The following is a 23,417-nucleotide window of genomic DNA, read 5'->3' as shown; positions in this document are numbered from 1 at the left end:
AAAAGAAATGCTGATGATGTATAATAGATATAGTAGTGGTAAAGATTTGAATAAAAACAGGAATGAATCAGATTAAGAATATAATATTTGACATGGGCGGTGTGCTCGTCGGTTTGGATGTTCAGCGTTGTGTGGATGCCTTTACCAAACTTGGAGCGGGGAAGATCGCTCATTATGTGCAGGACCATCTTACGGAAGATCTTTTCTTCGATATTGAGACGGGATCGATCAATCAAAAACAATTCTGTGACCATGTCCGCAGCGTCTCTGATTGCCTGGTCCCTGATGAGGATATCGTGTGGGCCTGGAATCAGTTGCTGACAGGTATTCCGGACATAAAAAAGGAGCGGCTGCTGCAATTGCGCCAGAAAGGCTATCATCTCTTCCTGCTCAGTAATACGAATGTTATGCACTGGACTTTCAGTGTCCGTGAGTTTTTCAACGATGGAAAATATACGGTGAATGATTATTTTGAAAAATGTTTCCTTTCCTATCAGATGCACCTCGTCAAACCTTCTGAGGCAATCTTCCGGACAGTACTGCAACAGACAGGTATCTGTCCATCAGAGACGGTCTTTATCGATGACACGAAAGTGAATCTGGAGGGTGCTGCCCGACTTGGACTGAAGACCTTTCACCATACGAAGGATCATAATTGGGTCTCTTCTTTGGGGGAATGGATAGAAATGGGTAAATAGGTTGTAAGTATCATCATGGATAAGATATATTATAGGAATGGTCATGAAATCCCGGAAATGAGGCCTTGCGTGGCAACCATCGGCTTCTTTGACGGAGTACACCGCGGCCATCAGTTTCTGATCAGACAAGTGGTGGATGATGCTCACCGGGAAGGATTGGATTCGATGGTGATAACTTTTGACCAGCATCCGCGCAAGGTGCTTCAGAGTGATTATCAACCTCAGTTGCTGAGTACACTGGATGAAAAACTCGTCTTGCTCTCCAAGACGGCAATTGATCATACGGTGGTACTTCACTTTGACCGGGAGATGGCTGCCTTGTCGGCTTATGATTTTATGAAAACAATATTGCGTGACCGGCTTAATGTCAGAAGGCTCTATATCGGATATGATAACCGATTCGGGCATAATCGGTCTGAGGGTTTTAACGAATATGTGAAATATGGCAGACAACTGGGCATAGAGGTGGTGAAAAGTACTGCCTTTGTACTGAATGGGGTCAATGTGAGTTCTACGGTCATCCGCTCTTTACTCAGAGAAGGGGAGGTGGAACTGGCAGATCATTGCCTGGGGTATCCCTATACTTTATTCGGAAGGGTGGTACGGGGACATCAGGAAGGACGTAAACTGGGTTTCCCGACGGCTAACCTGGATACAGGGGAATATGATCAACTCGTACCGGCAATGGGGGTTTATGCCGTCATGGCGCGGATCGAAGGGTCAATGGTTTATATGCGGGCAATGATGGACATCGGAACACGTCCTACCTTTGGAGGGAAACAGGTGACCTTGGAGGTGAATATCTTCCACTTTGAAGGAGATATCTATGGGAAAAGACTGTTCGTCAGTTTTATGCACCGCATACGTGAGGATAAGAAGTTTCCTACAATTGAGGCTTTGCAGCGCCAACTCTGTGAGGATGAGAAAATGGTAAATGAACAATTTGATAAAGATTTGGAAAATGAATAAGACAACACGGGGAATCTTAGATGTCGTTTGGTTTGTAATTGCTTTTTTTATGATCCAGGTGATCGTCGAAATGGCTGGCACCTTAATCGTGGCAGTTCATAGTCATCAACCGTTTCAACTAGTCCTTCAGGGGATGGCTGCTGGTCGTCAGGGGGCACTGGTGGCCATTACTACAGCCTTGAGCAGTGTCATCACCATCGTTCTTTTTGCTTGCTTGAAATGGTCTCCGGTGTCACGTACCTACCTGCAGTCCAAACCGTGGGGAGTCATGATCTGGGTTGTCCTCCTGACTCTGGGAACGATCCTGCCGGCTGAATGGCTGGATGAGAAATTCAATCTGGTCATGCCGGAGAACTACGGACAACTTTTTGACAGTGTGATGAAGAATCCATGGGGGTATATTGCTATTGGCATCTTTGCTCCTCTGGCTGAAGAAATGGTCTTCCGTGGAGGTGTCCTGCGTGTCCTGCTCCAACTCTTTCATCAGAAATGGCACTGGGGAGCGATTGCTCTTTCGGCTTTGGTCTTTGCTTTTATGCATGGTAATGTCGCCCAGGGACTGCATGCTTTTGCTATCGGACTTCTGCTGGGGTGGATGTATTATCGTACGGATAGTATTATCCCTGGTGTCATCCTGCACTGGGTCAACAATACGGTCGCCTATTTCATGTTTAATCTCATGCCGTGGATGGAAGACGGCAAACTTATTGATCTTTTCCATGGTAATGCTCGGCTGATGACCGGAGGCATTGTATTTTCTTTCTGCATCCTCATTCCCAGCATCTATCAGTTGTATATGAGAATGAAAAAGGCTTAGCCCTTGTAAGCGTAAGCAGTGGAGTAGAACTAAAGTTGCAGGTATGAAAAAGAAAAGGTTCAAATAATATTGTTGTTGTTTACAGTATACCTCTGATTCTACGGCCTTAAAGTCCCTGTGACACCTGATTCCGGGCGTATAGTCATGGAGGAGCAAAATGCACCATTTTGGGGGTCAAAATACACCATATCGGTCACAATTGACTATGGCCGTGAGAATCAGTGACTATGACTCTTTCTTATCGTTAAAAAATCAACAATATTATTTGAGCCGGAGTCTGCTGTCCGCAGGCATGGATCCCTATAAAAAGAGGAAGGGCCGTCAGATCTCACGAGATTGGCGGCCCTCTTTCTACGTTAGTATGTTATGAAAAATTTGAGAGAATTGAAACTTCACAGTTTCAAGAGTTGTTGTTTTAACTAAACATGATTTTTTTATAGAGAAAGCATAGAAAAATTCTATTTCAATATCGTACCGGCAGGAGTAGGAGTGCTAGGCACCACATTACTCTGCTGGACACTGTCCATGACGGCAGTATCCGCTCCCATGGCCACGGAAGCACCTCTTACGGTCTTTGGGCCTGTCGTGCTTGCAGCCGGTTTGTTTTCTTCCCGGAACGGCACCTGGGCTGCGTTGCCCAGTGTCAGGAGGATAGCGACAATGGCAGCAGCCTTGAACAGAGGCATCAGACGTTGCCGCATGGTGATCACACGGGCACTAACTGTTCTCGTCCCCTCTGTCTTCGACAACACCTTCTGATCGAAATCGTCCCCCAGAACATCCGCCTTTATTTCTTTTTGCGTATAGCAGAAAAGATCCTTGTACGGAAGAAGTTCATCGGGAACATCCTTCTGGCTGTAGAACGCACGGAGAATCTCCTCTTCTTCGAGAGTAGTCTCGCACTTCCAGTAGCGTTCCAAAAGTTGTTCAATGTACTTATAGTCCATATTTGTCGAGTTCCTGATATTTCTTTTTAATGTACTGACGTCCGCGGAAGAGATTTACCTTTACCTGTTCTTCGGTAATATCCATAATTGTGGCGATCTCTTTGTAGGATTTTCCTTCAAAATCACGAAGTTGTATGCAACTCCGCTGCTTCTCCGGTAAGGTGTCTACAATTTCTCTTACTCTTTCCATCCGGTCTTCTTGAATCATTTTCTCTGAAGGATCGGAGGAATGGTCTGCCTGTTCGGTTACCGTATCGTCATCCAGTGAGGCGGTCTGGTTCTCCTGCCGCTTGAGGCGGTCGAGGGAAAGGTTGCGGGTGATGGTGTAGCAGTAAGCTTCTATAGAGTCTAATTCTTCCCATCTATCCCGGTTGTTCCAGACTTTGATCAGCGTATCTTGCACGATGTCTTCCGCTTCTTCTCGGTTGAGAGTGATGCGCAACGCCAGTCTGAAGAGTTGATTCTTCAGCGGCAACACATCGTTACGAAAGCTAATCTTTTTCATCCTCTCTAATTCAATGACGATTCGGTTAACTGAAAGTTACAGTCAATCGGCAGTTTCTCTCGATTTTAATATTCATTAACTTATGAGCTACTCCTTTTTCTTAAAATGACCGGAGAATCCGGTTATTAAAGGATCTGAGTACCCTGGTGTCCGTTCAAGGCTGAATATTTGGTAATAATGACTTCCTTGACTCCTTGGTCTACGGCGTTGAGCGCATTCTGAAGTTTGGGAATCATCCCTTTTGCCACGGTTCCGTCATTCACGAATTGATCAAAATCAGAACGGGTAATTTTAGGGATGACACTGTGGCTGTTCTCTGGATCGCGGAGTACTCCATTTTTTTCAAAACTGTAGACCAGTGTTACCTCATAAAGTCTTGCCAGGGCCTGGGCAGTTTGCGCGGCGATGGTATCGGCATTGGTGTTGAGTAATTGTCCCTTGCCATCGTGTGTCAAAGGGGCTATTACCGGCAGGATACCTTGTTCAATGAGGCTTTGCAGGGCATAACCGTTGACCCGCTCTATGTCTCCTACGAAACCGAAATTGATGCCGTTGACCAGTGGGCGTTTGTGGCTGCGGATCATATCCAGATCGGCTCCTGTCAGCCCTAAGGCATTGAGTCCCATAGCTTGTAGCCTGGCGACCAGGTTCTTGTTAACCAGACCTCCGTAGACCATGGTCACGATTCGTAACATATTGGCATCCGTGATACGGCGGCCTTCCACCATCTCGCTCTGGATGCCCAGGGCTGCAGCTATCTTTGTAGCACTACGCCCTCCTCCATGGATCAGCACTTTATGACCGGGAAGGGCTGTAAAAGAGGTGAGGAATTCTTCAAATTTTGACGGATCTTCCACGACGGCACCGCCTACTTTTACGATTGTCAGATGTTCTTTCTTCATTTTTCCGAGTATTTTATCGTAGTCTGGAAAACGGGAGGTCTTCCTGCAGGGTGACGGTACTTCGTGCTTTCCAGCGAGGAGACCGGCAGACTAATCCAGATAGGTGTATCCGTAGAGGCCACTGCGATAGTTATTGAGAAATTCTCTTCCCTCTTTCAGGGAGATCTTGCCTTCTTTCATGCTCTTGGTGACCCACTGTTCCAGTTGCCTGACGAGCTTCTTAGGATTGTATTGCACATACCCTAGAACGTCTGAGACGGTCTCTCCGTCATAGATCTGGTCTATATTGTAATGACCGTCCTTCACGGTAATATGAGCCGCATTGGTATCTCCGAAGAGATTGTGCATATCTCCTAAAATTTCCTGATATGCCCCCACGAGGAATACGCCCAGATAGTAAGGCTCTCCCTTCTTCAGGGGATGGAGAGGGAGGACATTGGTGATATGATCGTTGCTGACAAAATTGGCAATCTTGCCGTCACTGTCACAGGTGATGTCTTGTATGGTCGCATTTCGTGTGGGTTTTTCGTTGAGTCTTTCTATGGGCATGATTGGAAAGAGCTGGTCAATAGCCCAACTGTCCGGGAGACTTTGGAAGAGAGAGAAATTGCAGAAATATTTATCGGCCAGGATCTTGTCCAGACCGCGCAGTTCATCCGGAACATGCTTCATGGTCTTGGCCATATTATTGATCTCATGGCAGACACTCCAGTACATACTCTCGATCTCTGCCCTGGTTTCCAGGTTGATGATCCCGTGGGTGAAGAGTTCCAGCGCATCATCTCTGATCTGTTCTGCATCGTGCCAGTCTTCCAGCATCGAGTGGGGATTCAGGTTGTCCCAGATTTCGTAAAGGTCTTTGACGAGTTGGTGGTCGGTCTCCTTGGCCTCGAATTCTTCCGGCATTTCCGGCAGAGAGGCGGTCTCCAGCACGTTGATGATCAGCACGGAATGATGTGCGGCAAGGCTGCGGCCACTTTCCGTAATGATATTCGGATGGGGTATATGGTTCTTGTTCGCTGCGTCGACGAAGGTGTAGACACAGTCATTGACATATTCCTGAATGGAGTAGTTGACGGAACTTTCACTGCTTGAACTTCTAGTGCCGTCATAGTCCACCCCGAGTCCGCCGCCGCAGTCTACAAAATCTACATGATAGCCCATCTTATGGAGGTTGACGTAGAACTGTGCGGCTTCCTGCAGGGCATCCTGAATACGGCGGATTTTGGTAACCTGGCTGCCGATATGGAAATGAATTAACCTGAGACAGTCGTGTAGTCCCATCGCATCCAGTTTCCTCAGGGCTTCCAGAATCTCTGAGGAAGTCAACCCGAATTTTGAAGCGTCTCCGCCACTCTCTTCCCATTTACCTGATCCGGTAGATGCAAGTTTGATGCGGATGCCCAGGTTGGGTTTGACATTCAAGTCCTTGGCAACCTTGGCGATAATGTCGAGCTCGTTCAGTTTCTCAATAACGATGAAAATATGCTTGCCCATTTTTTGTGCAAGCATGGCCATCTCGATATAGTTCTGGTCTTTATAACCATTGCAGATGATGAGAGAATCACTCTGGCACTGTACGGCAATCACAGCATGCAGTTCTGGTTTTGACCCTGCTTCCAGTCCCAGGTTGAATTTCTGCCCATGGGAGATGATCTCTTCTACGACGGGCTGCATCTGATTGACTTTGATAGGATAGATGATATAGTTCTGTCCCTTGAAATCATACTCTTTTTTTGATTTCGCAAAGCAGTTTGCAAACTTTTCGATACGGCTGTCCAGAATATCTGGAAAACGGAGAAGGACAGGTGCCGTGACGTCGCGAAGCGCCAATTCGTTCATTACATCACGCAGATCAATCTGCGTGCCGTCCTTGCAAGGAGTTACATAGACATCTCCTTTTTCGTTGATGCCGAAGTAAGAGGTGCCCCATCCTTTGATGTTATAGAGTTCCTCCGAGTCTTCAATCGTCCACTTTTTCATTGCTTGATAAAGAGAAGTTTTTTATCAGATTTCCTGATAACGGGTACTTAAAATTATTTTATCATTTTTTCTAACTGGTCCACCGTGATCTTGATTTTCTCGTAATTGTCCATCAAGTTGACGTCCAGGACATGTTGAGCTTGTAGATAGAACGGTTCACGCTCAGAAAGTTGCTGCCGGATAAAGGTCTGGACTTCCTCAGGGGTCTTGTGGAGCAGGAGCGGGCGTACTGTCTTTCCCATCTTCAGATGCCGGTAGAGTACTTCCGGAGTGGCTTTCAGATAAATGGTCTCGCCTTGATGGTTCAGATAGTCCATATTATCAAAGAAACAAGGGGTGCCTCCGCCGCAACTCAGTATTACCTGGTCAAATTCGGCTACCTCGTGAAGCATGTTATGTTCAATCTGCCTGAAACCGGTCTCTCCACGTTCATCAAAGAGTTGTTTGACCGTTTTCCGCATCCTGCTTTCAATATACCAGTCCAGATCGTAGAACTGGCGGTTCAGGTCCGTGGCAAGTGCTTTGCCTACAGTAGTCTTTCCTGCACCCATATATCCGATGATGATGATTCTTTTCATTCGTTCGCCTTACTCATCCGTTCCGTCTTTCATCTTCGTATTACTTCTTGACTTTCCGGGTTTTCGTACGGGGCTCTGGAGCATTCTTGATAATATCCATACATTGTGCGGAGGTCAGTTCTGCTGCCTTGTCATGAAGGTCCTTCGGGATGCGGTAGTTCTTGCTCTCGTAGGAGATGTAAGGACCGTAACGTCCGTTGAGGACTTCCAGTCCGGGGACTTCATCAAATGATTTCAGATGACGCTTTTTATCTGCTTCGCGTTTGGCCTCAATGAGGCTGACAGCGGTATCCAGGGTGATGGTCATTGGATTGTCTGCCTTTGGAATGGATACATATTTCTTGTTGTGAAGGATATATGGGCCGAACCGTCCTGCACCGATCGTGACGGGGGTACCCTCATAGTCTCCTATTGTCCGTGGCAGTTTGAAGAGATCCAGGGCTTCACTGAGGGTCAGCGTCTCCATGCTCTTGTCTTTTGGAATCTGGGAAAAACGTGGTTTTTCCTTATCTTCGGCTGAGCCGATCTGTACGACAGGGCCATAACGTCCGATCTTGACAAATACAGGCTTCCCGCTCTTGGGATCAATGCCCAGTTGGCGCTCGCCGGCCTTATGCTCGTTACGGGCGTTCATCACCTCGGTGACGGTGGGTTCGAATTTCTTGTCGAAATCTTTCATCATCGTGTGCCATTCTTCCTTCCCGTCAGCGATGCGGTCAAACTGGTGTTCTACCTTGGCGGTGAAATTATAGTCCATGATTTCCGGGAAGTTTTTCATCAGAAAGTCATTGACGACGATTCCTACATCCGTAGGGACGAGTTTGCCTTTTTCTGATCCTGTCATCTCCGTTTTCGTCCTTTGGCTGACCTGCAGCCCTTTCAAAGAGTCTATTGTGTAGTTGCGTTCCTTGCCGGGCTGGTCTCCTTTCTGCACGTAGCCGCGTTGCTGGATGGTAGAGATGGTCGGGGCGTATGTAGAAGGACGCCCGATGCCCAGTTCTTCGAGTTTCTTCACCAGTGAGGCTTCCGTGTAACGTAACGGCGCCTGGGAGAAACGTTCAGTGGCGGAAACTTCACGGCGTTCTAGTTGGTCACCGACTTTCATGATGGGCAGGCTGTGAACATAATCTTCGGCACTGTTGTCCTCGTCATCAGTGGATTCATGATAAACTTTCAAAAATCCGTCGAAAGCAATGACTTCCCCGTTAGCAATAAATTTTTCCTTGGCGTTGCTGAGGGAGATACCTGCGGTAGTCTTCTCTATGTGTGCGTCGGCCATCTGGGAGGCTGCCGTACGTTTCCAGATCAGGTCGTAGAGGCGGCGTTCCTGGGAGGTGCCATCTATTTCTGCATTACTCATAAAAGTGGGGCGGATGGCCTCATGGGCTTCCTGGGCTCCCTTGGAGTGAGTGACATAATTGCGGGGCTTGCTGTATTCCTTTCCGTAGAGTTTGATGATCTCATCCTTGCTGGTATTGATGGCCAGGCTGGAGAGGTTGACACTATCGGTTCGCATATAGGTGATCTGCCCGCTTTCATACAGCCGCTGGGCTACCATCATGGTCTGACTGACCGTAAATCCGAGTTTGCGGGCGGCTTCCTGCTGTAAGGTTGATGTAGTAAAAGGAGGTGCTGGCGTACGCTTTAATGGTTTCTTGGTTACCTCTTCCACGGAGAAAGTGGCATTCTTGCAAAGGTCCAGAAACTTTAACACCTCTTCGTGTTTCTTAAAGCGTTTGTTCAATTCAGCTTTTACTTCGGAGGCGCTGCCATCAGGACTGATAAGGGCAAAGATGGCGTTGACACGATAATAAGGCTCGCTCTGGAATTTCTGTATTTCTCTCTCCCGTTCTACGATCAGTCTGACGGCTACACTCTGGACACGGCCGGCACTCAGTGCAGGTTTTACTTTCCTCCAGAGTACGGGGGAGAGTTTGAATCCTACCAGTCGGTCCAGGACGCGACGTGCCTGCTGGGCGTTGACCAGGTTCATATCCAGATGGCGGGGGTGCTTGATGGCTTCTATTATGGCAGGTTTAGTAATTTCATGGAATACGATCCTGCTGGTCTTGCCCTCATCCAGGCCCAATACTTCACACAGATGCCAGGAGATGGCTTCTCCTTCACGATCCTCATCAGATGCCAGCCATACTTTCCTGGCATCTTTGACGTTTGCTTTCAAGTCTGCTACGAGTTTTTTCTTTTCCGGCGGAATCTCGTAGGTAGGGTCCATCGTCTTCTTATCTATACTGAGCTCTTTCTTCTTGAGGTCACGGATATGGCCGTAAGAGGACATTACCTTGTAGTCTTTCCCTAAAAACTTCTCGATGGTCCGGGCTTTTGCGGGACTCTCGACGATAACCAAATTTTCTTGCATATCTCGCTCTTTAATTGTTTTATAATGGCTTTTGTGAGATAGATCAGAAAGCCTGATTTTCCTCACTTCGCCTTCTCCTTCCTGATTTTGTTCCAAGATTAAATTCACAATTTCTGAGACCGTTTTTGTCGTTGATTTTTTACCTTAAACTGTTTGCAGAATGCCGGAAATGATCTCAGATGTCTGTCATTTGCTGACAGGTCTCATTTTGGGCGCAAAAATAAGCAAAGTTTTGGCTTATACCTTATTATATAAAATTATTTTTTTCGTTTTTTAATGTTTTTAGGCGTAATTTATAACTATTAACTATTGCAGCTGGGAGAAGATGGAAGAAAACAGAAAATCGTCTGGTTTTCATGAATAGAAAATCCTTTCTTGCATTTGCACGTCGGATAAAGAAGACGGTGCACTTGCAGGAAAAGATCGTTTTGTTCGGTTCGCGGCTAATCCAGCAACCGGTGGAGTGCCTGACGGATAGAAGACAGGCCAAACTGGTCTATGTGCAAATCATTCAGCGGTATCCATATCAGTTCTGCCGCATCATCTGAAGCTTTGGGACTCTGACCTTCACGGATCGCACACTTGAAGAAAAAGTCAAGTGTGGGAATATCCATGCCTGAATAATGGTAAATATTGGGCAAACTGAAAAGATATTGTGTGGAGGTGAGTTTAAGGTGAGTCTCTTCCCAAACTTCCCGGGCAATTCCCTCTTCAGCGGTTTCTCCTATATCGGTAAACCCGCCTGGAAGGTCCAGCGTCCCCTTTTCCGGTTCCCGTCCTCTTCTTTCTACGAGAAGTTCTTTCCTTTGATTGATGATAAAAGCTGCGGTAGAAGCACTGGGGTTCAGAAAATATTCGAAACCGCAGTGCTTGCATTTCTTGCTCTTTTCATCTTGCACGTCAAAGCAGGAAGAGCCACACACAGGACAATACTTGAATTTTTCTAAAGGGTGCATTCTATCAGTGATTAAAATCTGTTCATTCCCAGTTGTCGGTCCTGAAAGGGAAGAGGGGTAGCAGGGCACGGTTCTTGACGTTACCGTACCCCCAGTTGCGGAATGCATAGCGTACGGCTACCGGATTCTTTACTTCCGGACAGGTGAGAATGATCCCCTTCGTCCAGTAATAGGAAGCATGGGCTTGATGGAAAATCTTGTCCGCTCCCGCGATCTCAAAACCTTCGAGGTCCTCATATCGGCTGATCGCACCGTAATCATTCTGGAGATGGATATAACAGGTATCATGACTGATTTTCAAGTCTTTGAACTCGGGGCTCTCACACCATAGGGCTTTTATTCCGTAAGTCTTGTTCAGAGCCTGAAGGGCCAGCCGCTCTCCGACGGGCTTTTTCTGGCAGGGATGGATCTGCTGGCTCTCGTACGGGTAGACGCAGTCATCCGTGCACACCAGCCCGCAGTCGCGTATTACCTTGGATGCTTTCCATTGGTCTTCCCGTAACCTGGCTCCTGCATCTCCCTTTTTGTCACCATAGAAGTAGGGAGCGATCTGTACGTAATAGAAGGGGATGTCTCCGAGCCGGAAATCCCGCCGCCATTGGCTGACAAGTATTTCCAGGCGCTTGGCATACTGTCCTGACGGGTCACCGACATTCGAGCATCCCTGATAATAGAGAATACCTTTTACGGTGTAGTTGAGGATAGGACAGAAGGTACCGTTCCCCCATACCAGTGGACGGAGATAGTCATTCCTTTCGTATTTTCTGACATTGGTCATAGAATCCAGGCTCTCGCTGGTGTATCTCTTCAGATTATCGGCATCGAGCCAACTTTCCACGCGGGTACCTCCTTTATTGGCCATGATCAGTCCTACTGGTTCATTCAGTGTCTTGCTGATGAGTCGTGCAAAAAAGTAACCCACCGCAGAACAGTCTCCAACGGTACTTGGGGTGATGGTCTTCCATATACAGTCTGCATCGTCGAGAGGTTTCATGCTCATCACGCTCGGAATCTTCACATAATGGATGCCTTGATGATGAAGGGCACCCAGGACAGCCTGATTATATCCTTTAACCGGACAATTATTAAACCCTTTGAGGGTGATCTCCATATTACTCTGTCCTGCACAGACCCATACTTCGCCTGACAGGATGCCTTTGAGGGTCGTGGATTCTCCGTCATCAAACGTGATGGAATGGGGAGTATAACTGGCTGGCGGCGTCCTGACGGTCAACTGCCATTTGCCGTCTTTTCCGGTTCTGACAGTATATTTCCGCGAGGTCCAGGATGGGGATACGCGAATGGTCTTCCCCGGCTGGTCCCATCCCCAGAGACGTGCGTCCGTCTGTTGCTGAAGGATCATCCCGTCTCCCAGCAGATGGGGGAGTCGGACTTTTGCCTGTGTCCCGGCCATAATCATGGCGAGGATTCCGGTCAGTAAGATTGGTTTGTTCATGATAGTAAGGCTTGACCGATTCTTTGCGTAGCGTTATCGCTTCAACAGTGCCTGGATCTCTTGGTCGATATTCTTGACTTGCACATCCCGTTTCTGGAGCACATTGTTCCGGTCTATGAGGAAGTAAGTCGGAATGGTCTGCACGTTGTATTCCTGCAGGCTCTGTCCTTGTACTCCCCCTTGGTCACGTACACAGATCCATGGTAGAGATGCGGTCTGTTGTCTCCAGAAAGATTCGTCCGGGTCTACGGACACCTGGTAGATCTCAAAACCGGCTTTATGATATTTGTCGTACAGGCCGCGTAGCCACATGATCCTTTGCATGCTCTGGTCACTTGCGAAGAGATGAAAATCGAGCATCACTACCTGTCCTTTCAGTGAGGAGAGTGTCTGTACCTGGTTCTTGTTGTCCGGGAGCTGTAGATCGATGAGCCCGGCATTGCTGACCTGGCTGGAAGCAAGTTTCTGGGCTTGCTGGGCAGCGACGATACGGATGTTCTTCATTCCTTGTAAGGCAATCTGGTGCAAGTTCTTGCCGCGCTGCGAACCGGGATAAAACGTGTCCCAACTCGTGGCTACTGCGGCGAACACCTGGACGTCAGACTTGGAGGCTTGCGGATTGAATATCAGGGTGTTCTGCCCGCCGATCTGAACGGTCTGGAACAGGGCATAATAGGAGGAGGCCTTCATCGGCTCTTTGAAAATATAGTGGATCTTTACTTTATTCTTGTAAGCGTCAATGAGATTCCCGATGGCTACTTCTGATGAGTCGATACCGAAAGAGGGGTTCTGGGCAATGGCGTTGATCTGCCCTTGTAACTGCATCTGCATGAGGGAAAGTTCCTTGATACGGGAACAGTCATCGGAACCCTTGACGGTATAGTGTGTGGACATCTGGGGCCATCTGGCGTTGACGGTAACGGTTTCTGTGGAGTCAATGGAAAGGTTGATGCTCTGACCGGCAATGCGCAGGCGATAGAAGTTCGGACATACCGAGTCGGCAGCACTCTCCGTAAAATCGAAGGCTCCTTTCTCATCGAGTTTCATGGAGTCGATTTTTACCGGCCCGTTCAGACTGATGTTCTCCAGATACAGCATCGAGTCTTTGGCATTTGTGATATTGCCTTCTATATGGAATTTCTTGCTTGAACAGGAGGTGACTGCCAGAGCTGCTCCGACGAGGACAATTGTGGTAAAGAACTTAGCTATTTTCATTTTCAGGTTTTATTGTGTTCATCTGCACCGGAATCGTTCACTGTGCCCTTCTTCCCAACTCCTGGAGTTGGGTCGATTATTCTTGCAAATTTACTGTAAATGCAGCAGATTACAAAATTATTCTTGCATTTTTCTCATGCCTGGGACTAATTTCAAGAATGCGTGCTTCTGAAAAATGACTTTTTTGATCGGATTCTTTCCTGTAAGCCTCCTTCTGTTGACCGGACAGGATTTTCTTTGTGAAAAGACAGTATTGCTCTTGCTGGGAACATAATTGATGTCATTTTCCGATAATAAACATAAATAAATACGCTTTTCTTCTTTATTAAGTAATAAATTAGGTATCTTTGCTTCGGTTTTTACTGAAGAAACGCTTTGGTAAAGTCTTTTAGAGGTTAGTCAAAACAATAAAGTATTAAATTTTAGATGAACGTAATTACGAAAACAGTTCAATTGCCGGATGGCAGGACCATCTCAATTGAAACCGGAAAGGTTGCAAAGCAGGCCGATGGTGCCGTTGTCCTCCGAATGGGCAAGACCGTCATGCTGGCCACCGTTTGTGCAGCCACTGAAGCAGTGCCGGGGACAGATTTCATGCCTTTGCAGGTAGATTATCGCGAGCAGTATGCTGCCGCAGGTCGTTTCCCGGGTGGCTTTACCAAGCGTGAAGGTAAAGCGTCAGACAGTGAGATCCTTACTTCACGCCTCGTGGACCGTGTCCTTCGTCCACTTTTCCCCTCTGATTTCCATACAGAGGTTTATGTACAAGTGATGCTTTTCTCGGCTGATGGGGTCGATCAGCCTGACGCGCTGGCAGGATTTGCAGCCTCTGCAGCTATGGCTGCTTCAAATATTCCTATCGAATGTCCGATCTCTGAGGTCCGGGTGGGCAGGATTGATGGCAAGTATATCATTGATCCTACTGTCCAGGAAATGGCAAAGTCGGATATGGATGTCATGGTCGGTGCTACGAAAGAGAATATCATGATGGTTGAGGGTGAGATGGATGAGGTTTCTGAACAGGACCTGATCGGTGCCCTCAAGGCTGCTCAGGAGGCTATACGCCCGATGTGCGAACTTCAGGAAGAACTTTCTAAAGAACTCGGCACGGATGTAAAGCGTGAATATTGCGATGAGACGAATGATGAGGATCTTCGCAAACAGGTTCGTGATGAACTTTATGACAAGTGCTATGCTGAGGCTCAGGCCAGTGATGCAGACAAAAAGCACCGTGAGGAAACGTATGATAAGATCAAGACGGATTTCGTAACGGAATATGATGCCGCTCACACGGATCTCTCTGAGGAGGATCTGGATGAGAAACATGCGGAAATTGACCGCTATTTCGCTGACGTGCAGCGTGATTCCATGCGTAACAGCGTCCTGGATACTCATAAGCGTATGGATGGCCGTGCCCTGGATGAGATCCGGCCGATCTGGTGTGAGGTCTCTCCTCTACCAATGCCTCACGGAAGTGCGATCTTCCAGCGTGGGGAGACAATGTCACTGAGTACTTGTACTCTGGGTACAAAACTGGATGAGAAGCAGATTGATAATGTCTTGGAGAAAGGCTATCAACGCTTCATCCTTCATTATAATTTCCCACCGTTCTGTACGGGTGAGGCTAAAGCCCAGCGTGGCGTTGGCCGTCGTGAGATCGGTCATGGACATCTGGCATGGCGTGCACTGAAGGATCAGATTCCTTCTGACTTCCCTTATACGATCCGCCTGGTATCTGAGATTCTTGAGAGTAACGGCTCTTCATCCATGGCTACGGTTTGTGCCGGTACACTGGCACTGATGGATGCGGGCGTACCTATCAAGAAACCGGTTTCCGGAATTTCCATGGGCTTGATCAAGGATGGTGACCGCTATGCGATCCTCACGGATATTCTGGGTGATGAAGATCACTTGGGAGATATGGACTTTAAGACTACGGGTACGAAGGATGGATTGACCGCTACACAGATGGATATCAAGTGTGACGGTCTGAGCTTCGAGATCCTTGAAGAGGCTCTGATGCAGGCTAAAGGTGCCCGTGAGCAGATCCTTGACAAGATGCTCCAGACTCTGCCTGAGCCGCGTAAGGAATTGAAGCCGCAGGTGCCTCGTATCGAGGCTTTCGATATTCCGAAGGAGTTTATCGGTGCCGTCATCGGGCCGGGTGGAAAGATTATCCAGCAGATGCAGGAAGAGACGGGTGCTACGATTACTATCGATGAGACGGATGGAAAGGGACACGTTCAGGTCTCTGCGCCTAATAAGGATGGCATTGATGCTGCCCTGGCCAGAATCAGATCCATCGTGGCTGTTCCTGAAGTGGGTGAGGTCTATGAGGGAACGGTTCGCTCCATCATGCCTTACGGCTGTTTCGTGGAGATTATGCCGGGGAAGGATGGTCTCCTTCATATTTCGGAGATCGACTGGAAACGGCTGGAGCGGGTCGAAGATGCCGGTATCCATGAGGGCGATAAGATCAAAGTGAAATTGATCGATATTGATTCCAAGACCGGGAAATACAAACTTTCTCATCGTGCATTGCTTCCTAAACCGGAAGGCTGGGTGGAACGTGAGCGCCGTCCTCGCCGTGAATATGGCGACCGTGATCGTGAGCGTCGTCCGTACCATGAGCACCGCCGGTTCGAACATCATGATCACGCAGAAGCTCCTAAGGATGAAGCTCCACGGGAAGATGGGGAGAATCAGGAAGATTGATTGATCCGTCGTCCTTCTCCGGGAAGGACGGAACGAAAATAAGCAAGGGCCTCGCAAATATTTGTTTTGCGGGGCCTTTCTGGTTTTCAACAGGAGACCTTCCTCCTTTGGGAAACCTGATCAGCGTAGTTGCGATGACCGGTGAGATAGGACTATGGGGCCGTTTTTGTTTGTAATTCTAAAAAGATTAAATATTATACATATTCTTCTTGCTCCTTTCCTTTTTTATTTATATATTTGCACAAAGTCCTGATAAGGGACGATCATACATATTATAAATAAAACATTATGAAAAACTTAAAAGGTACAAAAACAGAAAAGAACCTGCAGGATGCTTTCGCAGGTGAATCACAGGCGCGTAACAGGTATACTTTCTTCGCTTCCAAGGCTCGTAAGGATGGGTATGAGCAAATAGGCGCTCTCTTTGAGGAGACGGCTAATAATGAGAGGGAACATGCTAAGATCTGGTATAAATACCTTCAGGGTGGTGATTTGAAGGATACCGCTACTAATCTTCAGATTTGTGCTGACGGTGAGCACTATGAATGGACGGATATGTATCCTCGTATGGCCAAGGAGGCTCGTGAAGAGGGCTTCACCGAGATCGCTGCTAAGTTTGAGATGGTCGGTGCCATCGAGAAGCATCATGAGGAGCGTTACTTGAAGCTGCTGGATAATGTCAAGCATGATGTGGTCTTCTCTAAGGATGGTGACAAGATCTGGAAATGCCGTAACTGTGGACATATCGTAATCGGTCCTAAGGCTCCTGGGGTTTGCCCGGTTTGTGGCCATCCGCAGAGCTTCTTTGAGATTGATGCTCGAAATTATTGATTGTAACCTTGTTTGGAATGCCTGTCTGTCAGGCATTCAATGAAAAAGGCGGACCTCTGTGGTTCGCCTTTTTCTGTGTTTGCGGCAGTCTGCCGGCTGGTGATCAGTCAGTCTCATTCCTTTATTCCTGCGGCAATGATCTTAGCCAGTTGGGCAGCACCTTGGGCGGTGGGGTGGATACCGTCCTGCTGCATCAGACTGGCGTATGGGGAGAACAAGGTGTGGAGGTCAAGCATCTTACAATGGTTCTTCCGTCCGAGCTTCCGGATCACTGGAATGATCCCTTTCGTGATGACGCTGTCATTGATGTTCCAACTCGGCTTGAATGCGGGGATAGGGGTCGCAAGATAGATCGTCGGATGACTGGGCAGGGATTTGAGTGAGTCAACCATCTGCTGCATGTCTTTCCTGAAATCCTGACCATAACGCCAGTTCTCCGGCTTGGAGTCGTTGGTGCCTAATTTTATGATAACGATCTCGGGGTCAAATGCCAGGGCATCCTTCCACGCTAACTCTTTCATGTAGGGATGATCGCCCCTGTTGAGCATTGTCCGTCCGCTTACCCCGAAGTTCTTCACGAGGTATCCTGTTCCCAGATCTTTCTGCAGACAGGCGGGATAGCCTTTCTCTGAACTCATGTCAATGCCTGCCCCATCGGTGATGCTGTTGCCGATGCAGGCTACACGGATGGCATTCATGGGTGGTGTGGGATGAGTTGACAGCCATTCGGAGAGGTCGTTCAGCACTTGTTCATGATAAGTGAAGTGTGGATTGAAGCCGAATCCGTGACCGCCGGTGGGATAGATATAGAGTGAGCAGTCGTTGCCTGCCTCCCGCATCGCGGTGTAGTAGGCTACGCCGTTTTCAACGGGGGGCACAATATCATCGTCATTGGCAAGGAAGATGACAGCAGGAGGGGTGAGGTGTGCCCGTACCTGTTTCTCGTTAGAGTAGGCTTTGACTAACTGTGCATTGGGTGATGGTCCGAGGAAATTGTCTTTCGACCCTTCATGGGTGCCTCTCCCCATCGTGATGACCGGATAGAAAAGGAGGGAGAAATCAGGACGGGCAGCATAGTCGGCGTGGGTGCTTACGGTAGAGGCTAGGTGCCCTCCGGCGGAGAATCCCATGATGCCTACGTCGTAGGGATTGATCTTCCATTGACTGGCGGAGTCACGGACGAGCCGCATGGCATTTTCGGCATCACTGACGGGCAACTGGCGGTTGCCTTTCGGCATGCGGTATTTCAACACGAAATAGCTGATTCCCTTCTGGTTGAAATAACCGGCCCAGTCGTTGCCTTCGCTGTCCATGGACAGCCATACGTAACCTCCCCCGGGACAGTCGACAACGGCTCTTCCCGTAGGGTGGTCAGCCAGGTAGCAGGTCAGTGTTGACGTTCCGTCTGCGGTGATGTTCAGTGTGAACTTACGGGCAGTCTGCGCGGACAGGGAGAGAGCTATAAGCAGAAATGAACCAAATAGTAAATTTCTTTTTTTCATGATGGATGATTATTGTTAAATAAAGGATATTTCCTTTGGGAATGGTTTCCTGCAAGGAGAAGCAGGAGACCATCTAACATACTTTGCTCCCGGGTTTGACCTGATCCAGAATGGTCGTAACGGCCAGACGGTTGTCAGCATCGAGTGCGGAAAGAATCATCCCCTGGCTTTCTATACCCATCATCTTCCGTGGGGGCAGATTGGCAATGAAGAGGACATCTTTGCCTTTCAGGTCTTCCGGTTTATAGAACCTGGCGATTCCTGAGAGGATGGTGCGGTCTTTCCCTTGCCCGTCGTCTATGGTAAACTGGAGGAGTTTGCTGGACTTCTTGACCTTTTGACAGTCTTTGATATGCCCTACGCGAATATCGAGTTTGTCGAAGTCTTCTATAGTGCAGGGGGTCTTGACTGGCTCCGCTTTATAGGCTTTGGCTTCATTGGCTTTCTTCGTGTTCTCCAGTTTTTGCAACTGGGCCTCGATGGCTTCGTCGTCAATTTTCTCAAAGAGGAGCTGGATCTCTCCGATCTGATGTCCAGGTTTGAGCAGGTCCGTGCTGCCTAGTTGGTTCCATTCGAAGTGCTCCATACCGATCATCTTGCGGAGTTTTTCAGAGGAGAACGGCAGGAATGGTTCGAAGGCAATGGCGAGGTTAGCGACGAGTTGCAGGGAGATATAGAGAATGGTCTCCACACGCTTCTGGTCTTCTTTCCACACTTTCCATGGCTCACACTCCGTAATGTATTTATTGCCGATACGTGCGAGGTTCATCGCTTCTTTCTGGGCTTCACGGAACTTGAAGTGGTCCAGGTAACCTTCCATTTTCTCCTGTACATCCTTGAATTCCCTGATCGTTCTTTGGTCTACTTCCTGCAGTACGCCGCATTCAGGGACGACGCCGTCCCAGTATTTCTTGGTCAGTTGGAGGGCACGGTTGACGAAGTTGCCATAGATGGCCACGAGCTCAGAATTGTTTCGTTCCTGGAAATCCTTCCAGGTGAAGTTATTGTCTTTCGTCTCCGGGGCATTGGCCGTGAGAACATATCTCAGGACATCCTGCTTGCCGGGGAAATCCTTCAGGTATTCATCCAGCCAGACAGCCCAGTTGCGGGAGGTGGAGATTTTCTGGTTCTCCAGGTTCAGGAATTCGTTTGCAGGCACGTTATCCGGCAGGATATAGCCGCCGTGGGCCTTCAGCATCGTCGGGAAGATCAGGCAGTGGAAGACGATGTTGTCCTTGCCGATGAAATGGATCAGGCGGGTATCGGGGTCCTTCCACCATTTTTCCCAGTTGCCAAACTTCTCAGGCTCTTTCTGACAGAGCTCTACCGTGTTACTGATGTAACCGATAGGAGCGTCAAACCAGACATAGAGGACTTTTCCCTCTGCGCCCTTGATAGGCACAGGAATTCCCCAGTCGAGGTCACGGGTCATGGCTCGTGGCTGGAGGTCCATATCCAGCCAACTCTTGCATTGGCCGTACACGTTGGACCGCCATTCCTTATGGCCTTCCAGTATCCATTTCTTCAACCAAGCCTGATATTCGTTCAGCGGCAGGTACCAGTTTTTGGTCTTCTTGAGGACCGGTTTGCTGCCGCTGATGGTCGAATGCGGGTTGATCAGTTCCATCGGACTCAGGTCACTGCCGCAGGCTTCACACTGGTCGCCGTAGGCGTTCTTGTTATGGCAATGGGGACATTCCCCCATGATATAGCGGTCGGCGAGAAACTGATGGGCCTCTTCGTCATAATATTGTTCGCTCTCTTTCTCAATCAACTTGCCATCATCATACAGTTTCCTGAAGAAATCGCTGGCAAACTGGTTGTGGATTTTTGAGGTCGTACGACTGTAGATGTCAAAACTGATGCCGAATTCCTGGAAGGAATCTTTGATCAGCCGATGGTAACGGTCGCAGATATTCTGAGGCGAGCAGCCTTCCTTCTTGGCACGTATGGTGATGGGTACACCATGCTCATCACTTCCTCCGATGAAGCAGACCTCCTGCTTCTTCAGACGGAGATACCTTACATAAATATCTGCGGGGACGTAAACACCGGCCAGATGACCGATATGCACACCGCCGTTGGCGTAGGGGAGTGCCGCCGTCACGAGGGTACGCTTGAATTTCTTTTCTTCCATGAACTTATCTTTTTTACTCTTTTGTGCAAAATTACTATAAATTGGGCGGAGAACAAAATAAATTGATTGTTTTTTGCGGGCATGGAGAAGAAGTGGAGTGCCATGCCGGGATAAAGGCTATCATTGTGTAAAGTCCTCTGACAGAGGGGAGAGCGTTTCCTGGAATGTGAAGGGGGAGGTCAGGAGAAGGGGACTTATCCCTGGCCCTCTCTTGTCTGGTCAAAGGGAGAAGCCTCTTTCTGCCCAGTCCCCCCGGTCTAACTCGCGGTAGGAGATCGCTTCTGCCAGATGCTCGGGTCTGACGGTCTCACTTGACCCTAAGTCGGCAATGGTCCGGGCAACCTTCAGAATCCTGCTGTAAGCACGGGCGCTGAGGCTGAGTTTGTCCATGGCCGTACGCAGCAGGGCCAGTCCTTCTTCATCTGGCTCAGCATACTGATGGATCATCCGTTCACTCATCTGGGCATTGCAATGTATGCCGGGGACATCCGTGAACCGTTCGGTCTGGATGGCACGGGCGGCGATGACGCGCCTGCGGATCTCTGCGCTGGGCTCTCCCGGGGCAGCCTTGCTGATTTCCTGAAAGGGCACCGGGGTGATGGAGCACTGGATGTCTATCCGGTCCAGCAGTGGCCCGCTGATCTTGTTCATATAGCGCTGGATCTGTCCTGGAGTACATACGCAGTGGTGGGTGGGATCACCGTAATAGCCGCAGGGGCAGGGATTCATGCTGGCTACGAACATGAACGAACAGGGATAGGTGATGGTATACTTGGACCGGCTGATGGTGATGGTCCGGTCTTCCAGGGGCTGCCGCAGGACTTCCAGGGTGTGCTTGTTAAACTCCGGCAGTTCATCACAGAAGAGTACTCCGTTGTGTGCCAGGGAGATCTCTCCGGGCATCGGGTTAGTGCCTCCGCCGACAAGGGCAACTTCTGAAATGGTGTGATGGGGGGAGCGGAAAGGCCGTTGGGAGATGAGGGAGATCTGACGCCCCAGTTTCCCGGCAATGGAATGGATCTGGGTCGTCTCCAGACTCTCGGCGAGTGACAGGGGTGGAAGGATGGAGGGCAGCCGCTTGGCCATCATCGACTTACCGCTCCCCGGGGGGCCGATCATAATAAGGTTATGTCCTCCTGCGGCAGCTACTTCCAGGGCACGCTTTACGCTTTCCTGCCCGCGGACGTCTGCGTAGTCGAGGTCAAAATGACTTTGGTTCTCATAAAATTCTTTCCGGGTGTCAATGATGGTTGGTTCAATGTCCTGCTGCCCGTCTAGAAATCGGATCACTTCCATGATATGATCCATCCCGTAGACGTCCAGGTGGTTGACTACAGCCGCTTCCCGGACATTCTGGCGGGGTAGGATCAGACCCTTGAAATGTTCTGCCCGGGCTTTGATGGCAATGGGCAGTGCTCCCTTGACGGGCTGGAGCTTCCCGTCAAGGCTCAATTCTCCCACAAGCATATAGTCCTTCAGCCGGTCACCACTCATGTTCTCATTGGCGGCGAGAATTCCGATGGCCAGGGGGAGGTCGAAGCTGCTGCCTTCCTTCTTCAGGTCTGCCGGAGCCATATTAATGGTAATGTCTGCGATGGGAAACTTGAATCCGTTGTATTGCAAGGCGGCAGCGATGCGGTCGCGGCTTTCTCTTACAGCTTCATCTCCCAGACCGGTGAGATGAAACTGTACACCTCTTGTAATACTGACTTCGATGGTTACCGTGGTCACTTCAAGTCCGTTGACCGCGGCACAGAATGTTTTTATAAGCATAGATATAAGGCAACTTTTTCCAGACCATTCCGGCCTGTTAAGATCATTTTACCAGTTTCTTGAGTTGGCTGTTGATCTGACTGATCTTGATGCCGCGTGCGATGACACGGCCTCTTTTCAATAGCAGGTTATCGGGAACATCAGTGAGCCCCAACTTCAGCAGGGTCTTGTTTTCGAGCATCTGCCCGTCCCAGATATTGGGCCATGAGATGGTGTCATTCTTCAGGGAATTTGTACAGTCCTGCCTGCTGGCATCAATGGAGATGCTGACTACTTGCAGTTTACCGCCACTACGGCGGCGGAAGGCATTGACTTGCCGCAACATCTGCTGACTCTCGTCATTCCACGTGGCCCAGACGATGATCATGGCGTATGGGGAATGCGCAAGAGTGGTGCTTGTGACAGCACCACCGTTCATGTCTGTGGCCTTAAAACGGGGCAGTTGGCGTCCTGCCTGTGTAGCTTCAAGACTGCTGATCTTTTCCCGGATACGGACCAGTGTCCCATTTTTCCCTTGGGCTCTCAGCATCAGCCCCGTCAAATTCATCGCTTTGGTGTAGTCAGGCTGTGGGTCCTGGATAAAATATTTCTGAACGAGGTAGGTACCCACCTGGGAGGTGGGATGATCCTTGATAAACTGCTCTGCATAGTGCTTGGCCTGCGGTGGGGAAGCATTTTCGATTTCTTGCCGGAAACTGGTCATCAGTTGATTATCTTTTGTCCCGGTGACTTTCATCTCTTTTAATTTGGACGCATCAGCACTGATCTCAACGGACTTTCCGGATTGGGCGAAAATAGGCTGCTGGGAAAAATTGGGGAAAACGAGCATCAATATGGCTTTTTCCTTCAGAGGAATCTCGTAAGCGAAACGTCCGCCCTGAATCTTGATGGTATCCATCCCGATGGTGCCTCCGTCCAGGCTGTAAACGTACAACTCCCCCTGATTGATATGAAGGATGCGGCCTTCTAATTTGAAGTGACCCTTGCTCACACCGCAGGAGGTGAGCAAGCAGGTCAGAATAAAGAAAAGGGTGTATGCTGCTCGTCTCATGTATT

18 protein-coding genes are annotated in these 23,417 nt (G+C 48.9%); 5 read left to right on the top strand and 13 right to left on the bottom strand.

Going from position 1 to position 23,417, the window contains the following annotated elements:
* The first annotated feature begins 62 nt into the window (after positions 1-62).
* From ACYRYG_RS05555 to ACYRYG_RS05545, 3 genes are read left to right on the top strand one after another with little or no spacing between them, the layout of a single operon-like run.
* On the top strand, positions 63-698 hold the full coding sequence (locus tag ACYRYG_RS05555) for an HAD family hydrolase (RefSeq protein ID WP_293419048.1): 636 nt from the start codon (positions 63-65) through the stop codon (positions 696-698).
* A 15-nt stretch (positions 699-713) separates the two neighbouring features.
* The gene (locus ACYRYG_RS05550) at positions 714-1,667 is read left to right on the top strand and encodes a bifunctional riboflavin kinase/FAD synthetase (protein ID WP_293419045.1); all 954 of its coding nucleotides are present in this window, start codon (positions 714-716) and stop codon (positions 1,665-1,667) included.
* A complete protein-coding gene (locus ACYRYG_RS05545) occupies positions 1,660-2,484 on the top strand; it encodes a CPBP family intramembrane glutamic endopeptidase (RefSeq protein WP_293419042.1) in 825 nt (274 codons plus the stop codon). Before ACYRYG_RS05550 ends, ACYRYG_RS05545 begins: the two co-directional genes overlap by 8 nt.
* A 458-nt stretch (positions 2,485-2,942) precedes the next feature.
* On the opposite strand, the gene ACYRYG_RS05540 is transcribed toward ACYRYG_RS05545, so the two are convergent.
* The 9 genes from ACYRYG_RS05540 to ACYRYG_RS05500 form a co-directional block, all read right to left on the bottom strand.
* Positions 2,943-3,431 (bottom strand): pyruvate ferredoxin oxidoreductase, encoded by a 489-nt coding sequence (locus ACYRYG_RS05540; protein ID WP_293443513.1) that lies wholly within the window; start codon positions 3,429-3,431, stop codon positions 2,943-2,945.
* Positions 3,421-3,936, bottom strand: a complete 516-nt coding sequence (locus tag ACYRYG_RS05535; RefSeq protein WP_293419036.1) for an RNA polymerase sigma factor — start codon at positions 3,934-3,936, stop codon at positions 3,421-3,423. Before ACYRYG_RS05535 ends, ACYRYG_RS05540 begins: the two co-directional genes overlap by 11 nt.
* 125 nt (positions 3,937-4,061) lie before the next feature.
* Positions 4,062-4,838: an acetylglutamate kinase gene (argB, locus tag ACYRYG_RS05530; RefSeq protein WP_293419033.1), complete on the bottom strand. Its 777-nt coding sequence runs from the start codon at positions 4,836-4,838 to the stop codon at positions 4,062-4,064.
* 90 nt (positions 4,839-4,928) lie between these two features.
* Positions 4,929-6,821 (bottom strand): biosynthetic arginine decarboxylase, encoded by a 1,893-nt coding sequence (gene speA, locus ACYRYG_RS05525; protein WP_293419030.1) that lies wholly within the window; start codon positions 6,819-6,821, stop codon positions 4,929-4,931.
* A 53-nt stretch (positions 6,822-6,874) separates the two neighbouring features.
* Positions 6,875-7,399 (bottom strand): shikimate kinase, encoded by a 525-nt coding sequence (locus tag ACYRYG_RS05520; RefSeq protein WP_293419027.1) that lies wholly within the window; start codon positions 7,397-7,399, stop codon positions 6,875-6,877.
* A 40-nt stretch (positions 7,400-7,439) separates the two neighbouring features.
* Complete coding sequence (gene topA / locus ACYRYG_RS05515) at positions 7,440-9,776, bottom strand: type I DNA topoisomerase (RefSeq protein WP_460197805.1); 2,337 nt, start codon at positions 9,774-9,776, stop codon at positions 7,440-7,442.
* A gap of 443 nt (positions 9,777-10,219) precedes the next feature.
* Positions 10,220-10,732 carry an NUDIX hydrolase gene (locus ACYRYG_RS05510; RefSeq protein ID WP_293419020.1) on the bottom strand — a complete coding sequence of 171 codons (513 nt, stop codon included), beginning with the start codon at positions 10,730-10,732 and terminating at the stop codon, positions 10,220-10,222.
* Between the two features lie 22 nt (positions 10,733-10,754).
* Positions 10,755-12,188: a sialate O-acetylesterase gene (locus tag ACYRYG_RS05505; protein ID WP_293443510.1), complete on the bottom strand. Its 1,434-nt coding sequence runs from the start codon at positions 12,186-12,188 to the stop codon at positions 10,755-10,757.
* A gap of 33 nt (positions 12,189-12,221) precedes the next feature.
* The gene (locus ACYRYG_RS05500; RefSeq protein WP_293424500.1) at positions 12,222-13,403 is read right to left on the bottom strand and encodes a DUF4369 domain-containing protein; all 1,182 of its coding nucleotides are present in this window, start codon (positions 13,401-13,403) and stop codon (positions 12,222-12,224) included.
* 426 nt (positions 13,404-13,829) lie between these two features.
* On the opposite strand from ACYRYG_RS05500, the gene ACYRYG_RS05495 reads away from it, so the two are divergent.
* Together ACYRYG_RS05495 and rbr are read left to right on the top strand one after the other, a co-directional pair.
* The gene (locus ACYRYG_RS05495; protein WP_293418373.1) at positions 13,830-16,118 is read left to right on the top strand and encodes a polyribonucleotide nucleotidyltransferase; all 2,289 of its coding nucleotides are present in this window, start codon (positions 13,830-13,832) and stop codon (positions 16,116-16,118) included.
* 288 nt (positions 16,119-16,406) lie between these two features.
* A complete protein-coding gene (gene rbr, locus ACYRYG_RS05490) occupies positions 16,407-16,949 on the top strand; it encodes a rubrerythrin (RefSeq protein ID WP_293418371.1) in 543 nt (180 codons plus the stop codon).
* Between the two features lie 113 nt (positions 16,950-17,062).
* Here rbr and axeA1 read toward each other — a convergent pair whose 3' ends face one another.
* The 4 genes from axeA1 to ACYRYG_RS05470 all read right to left on the bottom strand — a co-directional run bounded on the left by axeA1 (position 17,063) and on the right by ACYRYG_RS05470 (position 23,412).
* Positions 17,063-18,451 carry an acetylxylan esterase AxeA1 gene (gene axeA1 / locus ACYRYG_RS05485; RefSeq protein WP_294730134.1) on the bottom strand — a complete coding sequence of 463 codons (1,389 nt, stop codon included), beginning with the start codon at positions 18,449-18,451 and terminating at the stop codon, positions 17,063-17,065.
* A gap of 73 nt (positions 18,452-18,524) precedes the next feature.
* A complete protein-coding gene (metG, locus tag ACYRYG_RS05480; RefSeq protein ID WP_293424504.1) occupies positions 18,525-20,588 on the bottom strand; it encodes a methionine--tRNA ligase in 2,064 nt (687 codons plus the stop codon).
* A gap of 219 nt (positions 20,589-20,807) precedes the next feature.
* A complete protein-coding gene (locus ACYRYG_RS05475) occupies positions 20,808-22,361 on the bottom strand; it encodes a YifB family Mg chelatase-like AAA ATPase (protein WP_293418365.1) in 1,554 nt (517 codons plus the stop codon).
* A gap of 43 nt (positions 22,362-22,404) precedes the next feature.
* Entirely contained in the window at positions 22,405-23,412 is a 1,008-nt protein-coding gene (locus ACYRYG_RS05470) for a DUF4369 domain-containing protein (protein ID WP_293424508.1), read from the bottom strand.
* Between the last annotated feature and the right edge of the window lie 5 nt (positions 23,413-23,417).

The organism is Segatella asaccharophila (assembly GCF_054687055.1).
Note: the sequence above shows the minus strand (reverse complement) of the source record. Positions and strands in the feature narration are given on the sequence as shown.